Annotated in this window: 10 protein-coding genes and 1 tRNA gene; 6 read left to right on the plus strand and 5 right to left on the minus strand. The window is 58.9% G+C overall.

From position 1 onward, the window contains the following. The coding region (locus VJ464_06510; GenBank protein HKQ04766.1) for a S41 family peptidase at positions 1-1,173 on the minus strand (1,173 nt) is incomplete at its 3' end. Between the two features lie 201 nt (positions 1,174-1,374). Between VJ464_06510 and VJ464_06515 the strand changes: the two genes are divergently transcribed. Genes VJ464_06515 through VJ464_06525 form a run of 3 tightly spaced genes read left to right on the plus strand, consistent with a single transcriptional unit; the run spans position 1,375 to position 4,713 of the window. Beyond that, on the plus strand, positions 1,375-2,556 hold the full coding sequence (locus tag VJ464_06515; GenBank protein HKQ04767.1) for an acetyl-CoA C-acetyltransferase: 1,182 nt from the start codon (positions 1,375-1,377) through the stop codon (positions 2,554-2,556). 13 nt (positions 2,557-2,569) lie between these two features. Then, the gene (locus VJ464_06520) at positions 2,570-3,781 is read left to right on the plus strand and encodes a rhomboid family intramembrane serine protease (GenBank protein HKQ04768.1); all 1,212 of its coding nucleotides are present in this window, start codon (positions 2,570-2,572) and stop codon (positions 3,779-3,781) included. A gap of 41 nt (positions 3,782-3,822) precedes the next feature. Next, complete coding sequence (locus tag VJ464_06525) at positions 3,823-4,713, plus strand: 3-hydroxybutyryl-CoA dehydrogenase (GenBank protein HKQ04769.1); 891 nt, start codon at positions 3,823-3,825, stop codon at positions 4,711-4,713. Here VJ464_06525 and VJ464_06530 read toward each other — a convergent pair. Further along, positions 4,705-5,670, minus strand: a complete 966-nt coding sequence (locus VJ464_06530; protein ID HKQ04770.1) for a phosphoesterase — start codon at positions 5,668-5,670, stop codon at positions 4,705-4,707. The genes VJ464_06525 and VJ464_06530 overlap by 9 nt on opposite strands. A gap of 213 nt (positions 5,671-5,883) precedes the next feature. On the opposite strand from VJ464_06530, the gene VJ464_06535 reads away from it, so the two are divergent. Then, positions 5,884-8,298 (plus strand): radical SAM protein, encoded by a 2,415-nt coding sequence (locus VJ464_06535; GenBank protein HKQ04771.1) that lies wholly within the window; start codon positions 5,884-5,886, stop codon positions 8,296-8,298. Here VJ464_06535 and VJ464_06540 read toward each other — a convergent pair. The 3 genes from VJ464_06540 to VJ464_06550 form a co-directional block, all read right to left on the minus strand. Next, a complete protein-coding gene (locus VJ464_06540; protein ID HKQ04772.1) occupies positions 8,231-8,530 on the minus strand; it encodes a hypothetical protein in 300 nt (99 codons plus the stop codon). The two genes, VJ464_06535 and VJ464_06540, sit on opposite strands and share 68 nt — an antisense overlap. Positions 8,531-8,560: 30 nt before the next feature. Beyond that, positions 8,561-9,841, minus strand: coding sequence for a D-alanyl-D-alanine carboxypeptidase (locus VJ464_06545; protein ID HKQ04773.1), 1,281 nt, complete (start codon positions 9,839-9,841; stop codon positions 8,561-8,563). A gap of 289 nt (positions 9,842-10,130) precedes the next feature. After that, positions 10,131-12,323, minus strand: a complete 2,193-nt coding sequence (locus VJ464_06550) for a protein kinase (GenBank protein HKQ04774.1) — start codon at positions 12,321-12,323, stop codon at positions 10,131-10,133. A 328-nt stretch (positions 12,324-12,651) separates the two neighbouring features. Here VJ464_06550 and VJ464_06555 point away from each other — a divergent pair. Next, positions 12,652-12,724 (plus strand) — tRNA-Ala (locus VJ464_06555). A 486-nt stretch (positions 12,725-13,210) separates the two neighbouring features. Continuing rightward, positions 13,211-15,760, plus strand: a complete 2,550-nt coding sequence (locus tag VJ464_06560) for a S8 family serine peptidase (protein ID HKQ04775.1) — start codon at positions 13,211-13,213, stop codon at positions 15,758-15,760. Positions 15,761-16,374: the final 614 nt, after the last annotated feature.

Here is a 16,374-nt window from a genome sequence, read left to right on the forward strand (position 1 = left end):
GCCGCCGTAAACCGTGCGCCCGGTGTCGGTCTTCTTCTCTTCGGTGTGCTGCACGGCTTCTTTGTCGCCGCGCTTCAGGTAGTAATCGTAAAACGAGCGCCCGCTGTAATCGCGCTGAATCAAGCGCCCGCTCGGCGTGTAATAGTGCCCTGTGGTCAGAATAAGCGCCGAGCCGTCTTTGAGCGGGAACGGGTTCTGCACCAGCCCTTTGCCGAAGCTGTTCTCGCCGACCAGCCGCGCGCGGTCATGGTCTTGCAGCGCGCCGGCGACGATCTCTGCCGCCGAAGCGGTCTCGCGGCTGATCAACACGACGATGGGATAATCGTCGGGCGCGGGGTTGGTCGCCGTGTAATCGCGGTTTGGGAAGATCGCCGGGCGTCCGCGCATCGAAAGAATCTTCTGTCCTTGATAGAGGAAGAGGTTCGACACCCGCCACGCCTGATCAACCAGACCGCCGTGATTGAGTCGCAGGTCGAAGACCAGCGAGGTCATTCCCTGCTGCCGCAAGTCGATGACGGCTTTGCGCACTTCATCATAGGTCGTGGTGTTGAAGCCGCGATCCAGGTTGATGTAGCCGGTGCCGTTGCTGAGCATGAACGCGTTCGACAGCGATGGCAGCGGCACCGCGCCGCGCGTCAGCTTGAATTCAAGCGGCCCGGCACCGAGGCGATCCACTTTGACGACCACCTGAGTGCCATCCGGGCCGATCAGCTTGTTGCGCACCTGAGTTTGATTCAAACCCTCGGTAGATTCGCCGTTGATGGCGGTGATCAGGTCGCCATAGCGCAGGCCGGCGCGGTACGAAGCCGTCCCTTCCGTGGGCGCCCAGATATAGACCTTGCCGTTGCGCTGGACGATGGCCGAGCCGATGCCGAAATAGCGGCTGCGCTGGTCGTTCTGAAACTCTTCCCACTGCTTGGCGTCAAAATACATCGAGTGCGGGTCGAGCGTGCGCAGCATGCCGTTGATCGAGGCCTTGGCGGCGCGATCATAATCTACCGTCGAAGCCGACTTTTCTTGCGCCAGCAGGAGGGCTTCCGCAAAATCGTTCGCGATGCGCTTGCGCGCCTCGCCTTCATCGAGCGATTGCGCGGAGCGCTGCATGGGATGCGCACCGGCGAAGGTCAAAGGTAAGATCAGCGCCAGCGCCAACAGCAAGTATTTATTCTTCATCCAAGCCCGTCCTTGTTTTCCTGAGATGCAAGAGCAGCCGGGGGTAGCCAGTTTCTCTCCGCCCGAGAAGCCGTACGGCCCGAAGTGCCTCTGTGAATTGTACTCGAAGCCGACAAAAGAAAACAACACCCCGGCGAAATTGAATGGCGCACAGGCTTCAGCTAACATACAGGAGAGTGATAAGTGACCAGGAGAGTGCGAATGACAAAAGACATTTTGATTCTCGGCGGCGCGCGCACGCCGATGGGCGAATATGGTGGGGCGCTGCGCGACCTGTCGGCCATCGAGCTTGGCGCGATTGCGGCGCGAGCGGCGATTGAACGGAGCGGCACCGCGCCCGAACAGATTGACCACACGGTGATCGGCAACGCTTTGCAGACTTCGGGCGATGCCATCTACGGCGCGCGCCATGTGGCGCTCAAGGCTGGCGTGCCGATTGACAAGCCGGCGCTGACCGTCAACCGGCTGTGCGGATCGGGCATTCAATCAATCATCAGTGGCGCGCAGATGATCCAGCTCGGCGAGGCCCAGACGGTGCTTGCCGGCGGCATGGAATCGATGAGCCAGGCCCCGCACGTTTTGCGCGGCGCCCGCTGGGGACTCAAGCTCGGCGAAGGCAAGCTCGAAGATTCGCTGATGGTCGCGCTGCTCGACACGCACTGCGGCTACTACATGGCGCAGACGGCTGAAAACTTGGCGCGCAAGCACGACCTGACGCGACAGGCGCAAGACGAGTACGCCCTGCAAAGCCAGCAACGCGCCGCCGCCGCATGGGAGGCAGGCCGCTTTAGTGATGAAGTGGTCGCCGTCGAAATTCAGACACGCAAAGGCGTGACTCCCTTCGAGCGCGACGATCACCTGCGCCCCGATACGACGATGGAAGGGCTGGCCAAGCTCAGGCCGGCGTTTTCAAAAGACGGCTTCGTCACCGCCGGCAACGCGTCGGGGATTGTTGACGGCGCGGCCTGTGTCGTCATCGCCGACGCCGAGACGGCGAATAAGCTCGAAGCCACGCCGCTGGGCCGCATTGTCTCGTGGGGCATCGCCGGAGTTCCGCCAGAGATTATGGGAATTGGCCCTGTACCCGCCTCGCAGCAGGCGCTCGCGAAGGCCGGCTTGACGCTCGGAGAGATCGATCTTGTCGAAGTCAACGAAGCCTTTGCCGGCCAGTACCTCGCCGTCGAGCGCGAGCTGGGGCTCGACCGCGAGCGCACAAACGTCAACGGCGGCGCGATTGCGCTCGGCCACCCGCTTGGCGCGTCGGGGACGCGGCTGGTGCTGACCGTTCTGCACGAGCTTCGCCGACGCCAAAAGCGCTATGGGCTGGCAACCGCCTGCATCGGCGGCGGCCAGGGCATCGCGATGATCGTCGAAGCCTTTTGACCTCTCATTAACGATGGCCGCTGAACGAAAAAAACTGGTGATGTGTCAGGCGTGTCGGGCGCTGGTGCCCGCGTCGGAGAAGCACTGCCCGATGTGCGGCAGAGAGGCCGTGCCGGCGCGCACCTTTCTGCACGCCTCGACCGGCGGCCACTTTATTTCGATCATCATCCTGACGATCAACATCGCGCTTTTCGTGCTGATGGCCCTCGTCGAGATGCGCAATGGCGCCGGCGCTGAAGCTTTTATGCAGAGCGCCAGCACCTCTGTGCTGGGCGGGATCGGCGCGCTCTATCCGGGCGCGCTCGCCAACGGCGAGTGGTGGCGGCTGGTGACCTGGAACTTTCTGCACATCGGGCTAGTGCATCTGCTGTTCAACAGCATCGCGCTTTATCAGGTCGGCCCGCAGGTCGAAGAAATTTTCGGCTCGGCGAAATTCATCTTCATCTATCTGGTCACAGGAGTTGTCGCCGGCCTCGCCTCGATGATCATCAGTCCGAGCTTCACCGCAGGGGCTTCGGGCGCGCTCTTCGGCTTGATCGGCTTGATGGCGGCTTATGGTTACCGTCTCGGCGGCGTCTTTGGCAGAGCCTTGATGAAATCGATGTTGATCTGGGCAGCGTTCGGCTTTGCCATTGGCATGATGCCGGGGATCAACAACATTGCGCATGGCGGCGGTTTCGTCGCCGGTGTCGCGCTCGCTTTCGTCATACCCGCCGAATCAACGATGACTGTCAATAGCGCGCGACTGTGGAATGCGGTGATGATCGCCTGCATGCTGATCGTCGCCGCGAGCTTTGCAATGGCGGGCCGCAATTTCAATCAAGCGCAGGAACGGGCCGCTGAGGAGGTTCAGCTCAGGCATGTCGGACAGGATGTGATTAGCCTTTCAAGGCGAATTCATAGTGCCGAAGACCTGCTCTCTCAGTCCTACGACGCGCCGCCGCCAAGTCGCGATGCCCAACAGCTTGCCGATTCGCTGCGCGCCGCGGGGCGCGATGTGATGAGCGTGTCCCACATCGACGACCGCAGTGACCAGATCAAACAGCAGTACGCCGAACTCTTGAACCGGCGCGCTGAAGGTCTTGAAATGGCGGCGAAGGACAAGAAGCCGCTGTCTCCCGCCACGCCCGCAGAAGTGGCTACGATCAAGAACATGTTCAAGGCATACGACGAATGGGAAGAAAGCGTCCTCAGTAAGTACCAACTCGTGCGGGGACGCCATTAAGTCAAACTCGGCTTTAATCGCTTACCGGAGGCTAATCAATCATGGCCATTCATAAAGTCGCCGTCCTCGGCTGCGGGCTGATGGGCTCGGGCATCGCTCAGGTCTGCGCCCAGGCGGGACGCGAAGTGACGGTTATTGAAGTCGCAGACGAGTATCTCAAGAAAGGGCTCGGCGGCATCGAAAAACAACTCGGCAAGCTGGTTGAAAAAGGCAAGCTCGCTTCCGGCGACCGAGACGCCACGCTGCGGCGCTTGCGCGGTTCCACGCGGTTTGAAGACGCGGCGGACGCCGACCTCGTCATCGAAGCCATCATCGAAAACATCGCCGAGAAGAACCGCACCTACTCCGCGCTTGACGCCATCTGCAAGCCGGAGACGATCTTTGCGACCAATACGTCGAGTTTGTCTGTGACCCAGATGATGACGGCGACCGGCGCAGAGCGCCAGCGGCGCTTCATCGGCATGCATTTCTTCAACCCTGTGCCGGTGATGAAGCTGGTCGAAGTCGTGCGGACGATCCTGACCGACCCGGACGTCTTTGAAGAAGCCGCCGCTTTCGCGCGCGACATCGGCAAAGTGCCTGTGCAGACCTCGGATCGCTCCGGCTTCATCGTCAACCGGCTGCTTGTGCCTTACCTGCTCGATGCGATTCGCGGGCTCGAAGAAGGCATCGGCTCGATTGTTGACATAGACAATGGCATGAAGCTCGGCTGCGGTCACCCGATGGGGCCGCTAACGCTGCTCGATTTCGTCGGACTGGATACGACCTACTATATCGCCAACATTATGTTTGATGAATTCAAGGAGAAACGCTTCGCGCCGCCGCCGCTGTTAAAGCGCATGGTGCTTGCGGGACTTTATGGCAGGAAGAGCGGGCGCGGCTTTTACGATTACAGCGACGCGCAGAACCCCCAGCCGATGCAGCTACTCTGAGCCTTCGCGTAACTCGGCGGCAATCACCGTAGCGGTCTCGCGCGCCAACTCGATCTCATCAGGCCGGTAAGAGATGGCGCCGACGACCGCATGGCCGCCGCCGTTATAACGCTCGCAGATCGACGCCAGGTTGTGACGGCGCGGCGAAGGGCTCCAGGGATTGAAGCCCACAGAGACTTTCGAGCGCGACGGCGATAGGCTGACGCCCACCGAATAGACGCTCTGCGGGAACAGATAGTAGGGGATGAATTTGCTGTAGCCTTCGGCGTCCTCATTGCTCAGATCGAAGTAGATGACACCGCGGTCGAAATGGGCGCGCTCGCCGATCAGATCGATCATGCGGCGGTGGCGCTCATGAAGCGGGTGGAAAGCCGCGGCGACCAGCGGCTCTTCGATGAGCGCGCTAAGCGGCTCGCGCTGCATGCCTTGAATGATACGATCCATCACGGCGCGGTCGCGGCTCGCTTCGATGACCAGCATCAAGCGCAAGGCCGGCGCCGCCAGCTCGACCGCCGTGCGGGCGTCTTCGTACTGCGCGCCGTCAATGATGTCGGCCCACTCGATCAATTCCGCGAGGTCGGCGGCACGGAAGCCATACTTATGGGCGACGGTGTCGGCGATAAATTTGGTACAGGACTTGTACGCCGGGTTATAGAACTTTGACGGCCAGACGCCGCCGACGTAATGCTTCTCGTCCTGAGGCGACAGGAAGGCGCTCTGGTGATGGTCGAACCACCATGTCAAACGCTCCGTCGGGCTGTACTTGAAATCCACAATCGCGTTTTCGTCGCCATCGAACAGCTCTTCTTCGATGAACTTCTGATTCGGCTTGTGCGACAATCCGGCAAAGCCGATCTCGGCCCGCGGGTTGATGATCTCACTGAAAAAGCGCGAGAAGACGGCGGCGGACGCAAAACCGTCAAAGCAATGATCGTGATGCAGTATGCGTAATTTCATCGGGTATCGGGGTGGCCTTTCTGCCATTTATTTAGCCATTCAATTTACCATCCCGATAGCGAAATCGTGAAGCGAAAGAAGGCGACCGCGCGACGGCTGCTCCGCGAACGCTGCGGATTTGCTATTGAGAGTCGTCCACTATCTAGCCGTAGTGGTAAAATAAAAACAGCAGTTAGAAAGCAATTATCAACATCCAATAATTGAAGGTTAATCATGGCAGCAATACCCTTGAAACAAATACTCAAAGCGCGAACCGTCGAAGGCGAAATCTATGATCGGCTCGAAGGCGACCGCGTTCGCTGTTATGCCTGCGGGCATCGCTGTTTGATTCTGCCGGGGCTCGATGGCATCTGCCGCGTGCGTTACAACGAAGGCGGGCGCTTGATGGTGCCGACCGGCTACGTCGCGGCGCTGGCCTGCGACCCGACAGAGAAGAAGCCGTTTTTTCATGCCTATCCCGGCTCGCTGGCGCTGACCTTCGGCATGCTCGGATGCGATTACCATTGCAGCTATTGCTTTGCGCCATCTACACGGATCGGCACAACACGCGGGGCAATAGCCTTTGAAAAGCTGTTCGAGCAGGCAGAAAGAAAGGAAGATCTGAGCGACGCCGAAATTGCTTACCCGTCGGATCTGTCAGTATACAGTCATACAGGAAAAGTCCAGAAAGTGCGGGCGATCTTCCGGCATGAATACCACGGCAAGATGTTAAAGATTCAGGCTGCTTTCTGCCCGCCCGTTCAATGCACACCTGATCATAAACTGCTCGCGATTCGCAAGCCGAAATCGGGCCGCAGACCTGAAGAGCCGGCGTTCATCAAGGCTGAGGAGCTGAGCCGCGATCATTGCCTAGCTCTCCCGCGCAACCTACCTTGCGACGACGATGTGATTCTTGACGTGCCAGAATTACTTTGGCAACAGGTTAGCCCCTCTAGAATGCGGCGCGAAATAACCGGCGACCTTATCGAACCGTTATCTGCAAAGACAGTGCAAGGCATCAGTGCGTTGTGTATCAGCGAAGAGGTGCATCGATCTAGCAGTTGGGTACGGTTCATGCAAGATAACCTGAGAAGCGGCCTCTGGGTTTTGGATGATTTGGCGAAGTACGATGGCAAACTCATAATTAAAAATGAATCCGTTCGCTTCTATAACGAGCATGAGCCTGGCATTGCGCGCGGTCTGCCGCTTGATGAAAAACTTGCAACCTTGCTTGGATACTACTGCGCAGAAGGCAATGTCTGGCAGGATGTCGCACGCCGTGCACATTCAGGAATGCTGACGTTTTCTTTCGGTCTCCACGAAACCGCGTATGCTGAAAAGGTCAAACGGCTAATCAAAGAAGTCTTTGGTTTGGAGGCTACAATCACTAAGCGTTCGACGACGCTTGCCGTCGTACTATACAAATCTTCGGTTGCCTTGCTATTCGCCAGCCTTTGTGGAATTGGTTCAGGAAATAAGTACGTGCCTGACCAACTGTTTCAAGCTCCGCCAGATGTCATCGAGGCTTTCCTAACCGCATATGCCGAAGGCGATGGCCATCGTGAACGCAATGGGCTGATTTCCACCGCAACAAAATCAGAAGAGCTTGCTTACGGAGTTGCATTGCTCGTGCTCAAGACTGGCAGAGTGCCCGCATTGCGCCGTTACACAATACCCAAAGAAGGGAAATTGCAGGGACGAACTATTCACCGCTCGCCGACACAATTTCTCATTCGTTGGTTCGATAATCCAGAAAAGCGGCGCTGCTGGAAGTCGGAAAACCATTTCTTTGTGCCTATCCGAAGCATTGAGGCCGAAGATTATGACGGCTATGTCTACAACATGGAAGTGGAAGAAGATCATTCCTATCTGGCCAATTTTCTCGCGGTAGCAAACTGCCAGAATTGGATAAGTTCGCAATCCTTGCGTGATCCGAATGCCATTGCGCCGCCGCGCGACGTGACGCCCCAGCAGTTGGTCGAGGCGGCGCGGCGCTATCAGGCGCGGCTTGTGGTGTCGAGCTACAACGAGCCGCTGATTACCAGCGAGTGGGCCGTTGAGGTGTTCAAGCAAGCGAAACCTCAAGGCTTCGTTTGCGGCTATGTCTCAAACGGCAATGCGACGCCTGAAGTGCTCGACTACATTCGTCCGTGGACGGAGCTTTATAAAATCGACCTCAAGGGCTTCAACGATAGAAACTACCGCAAGCTTGGCGGGCTGCTCGAAAACGTCCTCAACACCATTAAGCTGGTTTACGAGCGCGGCTTCTGGCTGGAGGTCGTGACGCTGATCATTCCCGGCTTCAATGATTCGGATGATGAACTGAAGGCCGCCGCCGATTTCATCGCAGGGGTTTCGCCCGACATTCCGTGGCACGTCACGGCGTTTCATCAAGATTACAAGATGACCGGGCCGGACAATACTTCAGTCGAAACCTTGATCCGCGCCGCCGAGATCGGTTATGGCGCGGGCTTGAAATTCGTGTATGCCGGAAATCTGCCGGGGCGCGTCGGCGGGTATGAGAACACCTATTGTCCCGGTTGCAAGGCGATGCTGATTGAGCGCTACGGTTTTCGCATCCTCAAGAACCGCATCCGCGACGGCTCGTGCCCCGATTGCCATGCACAGATTCCCGGTCGCTGGGATTAGCTGAGACCTGATGGTCTCGGCGGCGCTCAAGCAATACCGCGACTGCTTGCACGATGGAATAGATTGCCGGGGCGCTAACGACGATGCCAATCAAAACCATGCGACCGAAACTGTCGAGCAGGTCGTAGCCATCCTGATAATTCCAAATCAGTGACGCGGCGACTAAGACAAAGTGACTGACGATTATGATCCAGAGCTTGGCGGTTGAAAATTGTTCGAACTGTCGCTTCATTGCCGTCGCCGCGCTGATCGCCAGTTGTTGCTAATCCGCCGCCGCGTCAGTCGCCTGGGCGTGCGGCTTGTAAACCACCTGCACGATGGTGCGGCGCGTCGTATCGGCGAGCGCGTCTTCGCTGCGCGAGACCGGGGCCGGGCCGCCTTCTTCGGCAATCAGCCGCTCGACGAAATCATCCTGAAGGCGGCGGTAGGAATGGACGCCGCCGTCTGAGTTGAATATCCCGAACAGCAAAGGGCCGCCTGACTTGGTGTAGGCGATGCCGACCAGCGTGCTGACGCCGTTGTCGAGTGACACGAGCGTGCCGGTCTTGGCGACGACCGCGCCGCGCGCCGCGTCGCTTACGAAGCGTGCCTTCAACGTCCCCGAATCGACGCCGGCGACCGGCATCACGTCTTCCGTCTTCAGCGAGTAGGTTCCGAGCAGGCCAATCAAGGCGCGCAGCACTTGCAGCGCCGCCCGCGGCGTGATGCGGTTGAACTCGAGCCCCGAAGTCCGCCCGACATAAATATCGCTGTCGCGCAGCCCGACTTGCTTGATCAGAAACGACTGCACAGCGGGCGGACCGCCGACCGATTCGCCGACGACTTCGGCAATGGCATTGCTGCTGTGGGCGTTCTGATAAAACAGGATGTGCAGCAAGGGCTCTGAGTAGTGCGTGACGAGCGGGGTTCCAGACTTATCGCCAAACACTGTCTGCCCGTCTATGTGAATGCCCGCGGCTTGCAGCGCCGCGCGCAGCTTCGACGCAGAGGTTTCGCGCGAAAGGTTCGAGTGATAGCCGGTGGCGAAAAAGTAAAAAGGGCCGGCGATGCGCAACGCGCCGCTGACGCGACCGACGCCCAGCCGGGTTAACTCGGCGGCAACGTCCTGCGCGTCCTGGGCCGCGAACATCGGGTCCGCCGTGCCTTCGACAACCAGATCGCCATTGAGCTTGTGCGCGCCTGCGTCTAGCGGTCCATCGGCAAGAAAGTTGGTGCGGTAGCGATAATCCGGGCCGAGCTTCGCCAGCGCCGTCAGCGACGTCGCCAGTTTCATCACCGACGCCGGGTTGAAGGCGATGTCGGCGTTGTGGTCGGCAAACGTCGTGCGGCCATCGAGCGATTGAATCAGCACACCTTGATCGCTGAGGCTGCCGCCGTGCGACTTGATGGTTTCTTTATACTCGTCGAGCGCGCGCACGGGCTGGACTTCAGCGCTCGACGCCGACGCCGACGCATTGAGATCGCCACTGAGTGCGACGCGCGACTCGCGCACGGAGGTGGCCAATAGAATTAAGATGAGCGGCAGGAAAATGATTCGCTTCAAGGCTTCAGCATCCCCTCTGAAGTTCGGCTTTCGGGCTTGTCGCGTCCTCTAATCTCAGCTTTGATTATACAAATCGAATGCCAAAGAGGCTACTGTGCATTGGGGGCAGGGCGGAGTCTGCGCGGCAGCTCTTGAAAGCGCGGTGCGGCGCGCAAAGGATACCAGCCGGTGCGGTCCTGAGCGCAAGCTCCCAGGCGTCATGCTGGCCGATGCTGTATCAAGCCATTTCAACGCCTCTCCCTTACAGGGCATCGCTGTAAAGATCAAATGACCTGTCGGCCGGTGATCTTTACTTCGACGGCGGGTTAAAGACCGAGTCGTTGACTGTCACGTTGTGGCGCATCTCTTTGATGCGGATGACGACATTGGTTTCGCCGTCCTGTTGACGAAAGGTGAACGGCAATTTGATTCCGTCCAGCGTCCGGTAATCCGTGTAATAGGTCGTCGTGGTCTTCGATTCGCGCGTTTCGTCGCTGCGCAACAACAGGCCGTTTTGCATGTCGAAGTAAAGTTTCTGCGCCGTGCCATCCTCGCCTTTAGCGTCAATGACGAAAGCGTCCTTGCCCTCGACCTTCTCTTTGCCGCTCAACGTCATGCTCGAATATCCGCTGCGTAGATTCAGCTCGTGATAAAAATCGGCATCGCGTTTCATCGCAGCCAGCTCAGCGCCGGTAATCCGTTTGACGTTGCCTTCGTTGTCGGTTTCCCATCCGGTGCTGCCGTTGAAGCCCCTGCGAGTGGCGACCAGCCCCGGCACCGTCGCGACGAACAGGTACTTGTTCGGGGCTTTCAGGTAAAACTCCGCCGTGCCGCTGACGCCAGCCGAAGGAACATCAAATGTTCCAGTAGCCACTCGGCTCGACACCGCTTTGATCGCCGCTTCGCCGCCCAGCGCATTCACGTAATTCGTTAGAATCTTGTCAACGACATTGCCAGTCGCCGAAGTATCGCTCGCGGATGTATTGGCGTTGGCGTTGGCGTTTGAGGACGGCGTCGTGTTCGCCGCACTCGAATTGGAGTTGTTGTCCGGATAGGTTTTGGTCGCTGGCGGATAGCTGCTGGTGCTATTGGCAGTGCCCGACGGGCTGCTGTTGTCTGCCATATATCCGATGATGGCTAAAGCGACGACGCCGAGAACTAAAACGCCAACTATGCTGAGAACGATCCACAGGCCGGTTCGCGATTTGCGCGGCGCGGCGACATAAGAAGGCGCGCCGCCGCTCCATTGCGGCTGCGCATATTGCGGCTGCGCATTCGGCCAGCTCTGCTGACCGGGTGGTTGCGCATTCGGCCAGCTTGGAGGCGGCGATGTTTGAGCGTTCGGCCAGTTCGGTTGCGTGGGTTGAGGCGGTGGGGCCTGCGGCCAGCTTGTCTGTTGCGGCGGCGGCGGCCAGCTCGATGGTTGTTGAGGTGGCGGCGGCCAGCTCGCCTGCGGTTGTTGCGGCGGTGGCCAGCTCGGCTGACCGGGCGGCTGCGCATTCGGCCAGCTTGGCTGTGGCGGCGAAGGGTACTGACCGCCGGGTTGCGTCGGGTTGGGCGCGACAGGCGAGCTTTGTCGCCCGCTGAGCGGCGCGGTCCCACCCGCACCCGGCGACGCCGGCGGCGCCACAATCGTGGGCGGCGGACTCGTCGGTCTGCCGGCGGGCGCTGTTGCCTGACTGGCATCGCGCCACATCTTGCGCATCACTTCTGCTGAAGCCGGACGCTGCTCGCGCATCAATGACAACGCCTGTTTTAAGACCTGCGCGATGGCCGGCTTGACCTGCGGATTGATCTCATTGGCGGGACGCAGCGGGTCGGGCTGCTGATTGGCAATCGCGATGGCGCGTGTCAAGGCGCTGGGCGGCGTCGTGTTCGTCAGCATGTGATTGAGCGTCGCGGCCAGGGCGTAGAGGTCGCTGCGCGCATCGGTGCCCTCGGCCTTGATCTGTTCGAGCGGCGCATAATCCGGCGTATAACCGTAAATGCTCTGACCGGCAGCGAACTGTAGCGTCTGTTCGGGCAGCCCTTTGGCCAGGCCAAAGTCGAGCAGGATGATTTGGCCCTGGTCGGTGAGCTTGAGGTTTTGAGGCTTGATGTCGCGGTGAATAATGGGCGGGTGCTGGCCGTGCAGGTAAGCCAGCGCGCCGAGCAACTGCTCGCCCCACTCGACGACCTGATCGGCGTCAAATGGCCCGCCGCGCTTCTCAAGCATCGTCATGAGATCGTTGCCGGCGATGTACTCCATCACCAGGAACTGGCCGTTGCTCTCCGTGAAATGATCGCTGACTTTTGGCAGGGCCGGGTGGCGCAGACTGGCTAGCAAGCGAGCTTCGCGCTCGAACGCCTTGAGCATCATCTCATCGGTAAAGAAGGTCTGTTTGAGGGCGACCGTGTGACCGAGCCGCTGATCTGTGGCTTGATAGACCGCGCCCATGCCGCCCTGTCCGAGCAGCCGCCCGATGAGATAACGGTTCTGTAGCAACGTATCTGGTGTCAGCATCTCAGTCCCCTTCCCTCCTTGAACAACCTGCCCGTCGGAGTATATAGCATAAGCGTCGAATCAGCCACACAGCGAAGCCGCACCGTCTCCGGCAGTTTGTGGGACTCGTAAGTTAACTGTTCAGCGGCGGCGGCAGCCATCAGACTTTCCTCCGATTGGAGTCCACGAAGCAGCGCGGCCTTGAATGTCAGATCGAAGCGGCGATCATTATACGCGAGCAATGGTTAACAGTCACCTCAAGGGCGAGAGAATCGCTAAAGGACCCTGTAAAGCCGCAGGCACGCTGCTTGACAGATGTCGGCGCATCACTTAGGATAAATTTTCAGTCGGGGCTGTAGCTCAGTTGGCAGAGCGCGTGGCTCGCATTCACGAGGCCAGGGGTTCGAATCCCCTCAGCTCCATTCCCTCTTATTTTCCCACTTGAATCAGGAAGCTGTTTCCTCACACGCTGTGTTAGTTTCCTTCACATTGCCCGCATTGTATTTTTTGCCGCATCGCTTTAGTACAACCACGAAAGTTCTTGCTCGCCACAGTTTCATCTTGTCGGATTCAATTTGACTTCAGGGTCGCTCAAAAGTCGTTCGGCGAACGAGCTTCTACTTTTATTTTCAACGTTTAAACGAACAAACGCGACACCCAACGAGTTCTTGCCTGACGATGAGTCAAAGGGGAAGCTCAATTGGAGAAGAGTGGCATTTTGTTTGCTCATTGCTGAGCCGCAGGCAACAGCGCAAAGAGAATTTTGAATTGGCAGTCTAAATCGATTTCATGTCAAGGATTTTTCAAGGTCGACATGAATAATGTTGCCGTCGCAAAGCATCTCGTGCTATCGCGGTATTGGGTTTAAAAATAAAGCACTTACGATTATCAGGATAAGGCTATTGAAAATGAAAAGATTCACCTCCCCACGCGTCGCGGCGCTTTTAGCGCTGTTTCTCCTTACACAAAATGGCATTACCGCCCTGGCAGGCATCTGCTTCACAGCAGGCCAGGGAGTGGTCTTAACCGGTGCTGACGGCGTTGTGCTGACCGGCGCAGATGGCGTCGTTCTCACGGGTGCCGATGGCGTTGTGTTGACCGGCGCAGATGGTGTCGTGCTAACCGGCGCAGATGGCGTCGTACTGACCGGCGCTGACGCCTTAACTTATACAGGCGTGGAAGGTGTGGTACTGACCGGCGCGGACTCGACAGGCATCCAGAGCCTCGACCCGCAACTGGCGCTGACCTTGAATTATCTGCCTGATTCGAGTGCGGTCAACGTCTTCTTCGTCTTTCACCAAATGCCGACCGCCGACGATTTCAATGCGCTGCGCGCCGCAGGCATCGCCGGAGGCACTTGCTTCCACAATCTGCCAATCGTTCTGGTCAATGCCACCAAGATACAGATCGCCGCGGTCTCGTCGCTACCTTCGATACGCTCAATCTATTCGAATAAGACATTCGAGTTCTTCGCCGATGACACGCGGGTCATCACAGGTCAGCGCAGCGTGGTGAGCGACCGTGTGCTGACGTCGCGCAACGGTGGCCTGCCAGTCTCCGGCCAGGGCGTCACTGTGGCGGTGATCGACACGGGCATAGACGCCACGCACCCCGATCTCTCCTATGGTCAGCAAGTCATTCAAAACGTTCGCATCGCCGATGCGCAAGGCGGCGCCCCGACCTTTATGTATCCGACCGCCGTCGAAGGGTTGAACGATAGTGATCTGACGATGGGTCACGGCACCTTTGTGGCGAGCGTCATTGCTGGCACAGGCGCGGCGTCGGGTGGCTATTACGGCGGCATGGCCCCCGGAGCGAAGCTGCTGGGGCTGTCAGCCGGCGACGCCAATCTCTTTTTCGTGTTGTCAGCGATGGATTACGTCTTGACGCACCGCCTCGATCAGAACATCCGCGTCGTCAATTGCAGCTTTGGCATCAGCGGTGTCTTTGACGCCAATGACCCGGTCAACATCGCCACCCAGGTGCTGCACGACAATGGCATCAACGTCGTGTTTTCAGCCGGCAATCGCGGCGATCAGGCCAACTCATTGAACCCTTACTCGGTCGCCCCCTGGGTGATCGGCGTCGGCGCTGCTACCAAGAGCGGCTCGCTGTCGAGCTTCTCATCGCGTGGCGCGGCTGGCTACGGTGAGTTCTATCCAACGCTCGTTGCGCCCGGCCAGGCGGTCGTCGCCGCACGAGCCACGGGCATCAATGTGGTCGGCACATCAGGGCTCAGCGCCGGCCTGGCTTCGACCGACAACGATTTGCAGACCATCTCGCCTTCTTACCTGCCGCGCTACACCTCAAGCTCGGGCACGAGCTTCTCCGCGCCGCACGTCGCCGCGACCATCGCGTTAATGCTTCAGGCGAATCCCGCGCTTGAGCCGGATCAAGTCAAGAGCATTCTGCAAGACACGGCGACGCCGATGCTCGGTTATTCGCGATATGAAGTTGGCGCGGGCTATTTGAACACCTATGCGGCGGTGCGCAAAGCGGCTTTGAATACCGAGTTCGGCGACTTCCGCAAGCAACTCCGTACCGCATCCTTTTCGCTGTCGCGCAGCTTGCTCGGCGGCTTTACTGGCGTTGTCGCGCCGGGCGCGACCTGGTCTGCCACCTTTGAGGTGCCGGCGGACGCCGTCTTCGCCACCACAGGGATCACCTGGCAGAATCAGAACCTGCCGGGCAATGCCCTGACGATGGCGCTGAGCCACGATCTCACGACCGTCAAGGCAGCGCCCGCGGCGCAATTCCTCGGCCCGACTTCGCAAAAAGTCGGCATGACGCTCAACGACCCGGCAGTTGGCACCTGGACGATCAAGGTCACAAACACCAGCGATGCCGTCACCGGCACGGCGCAACGTTTCAGCGGCGCCATCGAAGTCATTCGCATGAACTCCACTGTCGTTGGCCTGGACCAGTCTTCACCCGTCGAGCGACAGGCCGCCTTGCGAGCCTTGCGTTGCGGGTTGATGACGGTGACGGACAACGATTTCGCACCGACCGCCACGGCCACGCGGTTGCAGGCGGCGCGCGCCCTGATGCTCGGCGCCGGTTTGCGTGTCCCCCAATTTCTACCCTACTCGCCCACCTATTCGGATGTCAGTGGCGGCGATGCCATTTTCATCGAGAGTGTCGCGCATTCGCCGAACGGCGACCTGTTTAACACCAGTGGCGCGCAGTTCAATCCCAATGGTCAGGCCGACCGCCTGACGGTCGCCATCGCCCTGGTTAAAGCCCTCGGACTGGGCAGCGCGGCTCAGTCGTCGGGCTCGATCAATCCGGGTCTTACCGACTGGCAACAGATTCCGGTCGCGGCGCGCGGTTATGTCAGTGTCGCGGTCAGTCGCGGGTTGATGAGTGCAAATACGTTGGGCCAGTTTCGCCCGGCCGACGGCATCACGCGCATAGACCTTGCAAAGGCGGCGAGTGGCCTATTATTGGCAACCCGTTAAAAGTAACCTTAGACTTCAAGAATTTTTCAACCACTTTCGAGCATAATTCTTTTGACACTTAGCCAAATAGTTTGACTGTGGCTCGTCCTTCGGGCAGCCACTCAAAAGCGCGGTATTTTCTGGGGAGGGATGCCGCGCTTTTTTATTTTTCGCTTCTGAGACTCGCAACCTGGAAGGCCAGCCAACATCTCAAGCCAATCCGCTTTTATCCTCAAGTCAAGCTCAGTCGGAACACCCGGCAGCCGCGGCATGTTTTCGGGGATCAATCCTCGTCGCTGAAGATCACACGGCCTTGCGCCGGTTTCGCATTTGATGTTGTCATGTAGCCGTCTTTGCCGCAGCGGTATTGGACAGTCCAATCCTGACACGCCTGCAAATGTTTTTGGGCAAAGTGAGCCGTCAGTTAGACCGACGGCTCACTCTCAGATAACCATCTGAATGAGAGAACCAATTCCGTTACGGGTCGTCGGAGCGCGAATCGGCGCGCAGGTTAAAAGGTGCGCGGGGATGAGCGACATAAACGGCAACAAGCTGCCGGTATCGCCTGACTCATCCGGCGACGGCGGCGCGGTGTTGTTCGGCTCGCTCGTCTTCATGGGGATGGCTCGCATGCT

This window comes from Blastocatellia bacterium (assembly GCA_035275065.1).
Classification (GTDB): domain Bacteria; phylum Acidobacteriota; class Blastocatellia; order UBA7656; family UBA7656; genus DATENM01.

Excerpts from the sequence above, each read along its gene's own strand:
- VJ464_06515 (HKQ04767.1), top strand. The coding sequence starts at position 1,375 with ATGACAAAAGACATTTTGATTCTCGGCGGCGCGCGCACGCCGATGGGC.
- VJ464_06520 (HKQ04768.1), top strand. The coding sequence starts at position 2,570 with ATGGCCGCTGAACGAAAAAAACTGGTGATGTGTCAGGCGTGTCGGGCG.
- VJ464_06560 (HKQ04775.1), top strand. The coding sequence starts at position 13,211 with ATGAAAAGATTCACCTCCCCACGCGTCGCGGCGCTTTTAGCGCTGTTT.
- VJ464_06550 (HKQ04774.1), bottom strand. The coding sequence starts at position 12,323 with ATGCTGACACCAGATACGTTGCTACAGAACCGTTATCTCATCGGGCGG.
- VJ464_06535 (HKQ04771.1), top strand. The coding sequence starts at position 5,884 with ATGGCAGCAATACCCTTGAAACAAATACTCAAAGCGCGAACCGTCGAA.
- VJ464_06530 (HKQ04770.1), bottom strand. The coding sequence starts at position 5,670 with ATGAAATTACGCATACTGCATCACGATCATTGCTTTGACGGTTTTGCG.
- VJ464_06540 (HKQ04772.1), bottom strand. The coding sequence starts at position 8,530 with ATGAAGCGACAGTTCGAACAATTTTCAACCGCCAAGCTCTGGATCATA.
- VJ464_06525 (HKQ04769.1), top strand. The coding sequence starts at position 3,823 with ATGGCCATTCATAAAGTCGCCGTCCTCGGCTGCGGGCTGATGGGCTCG.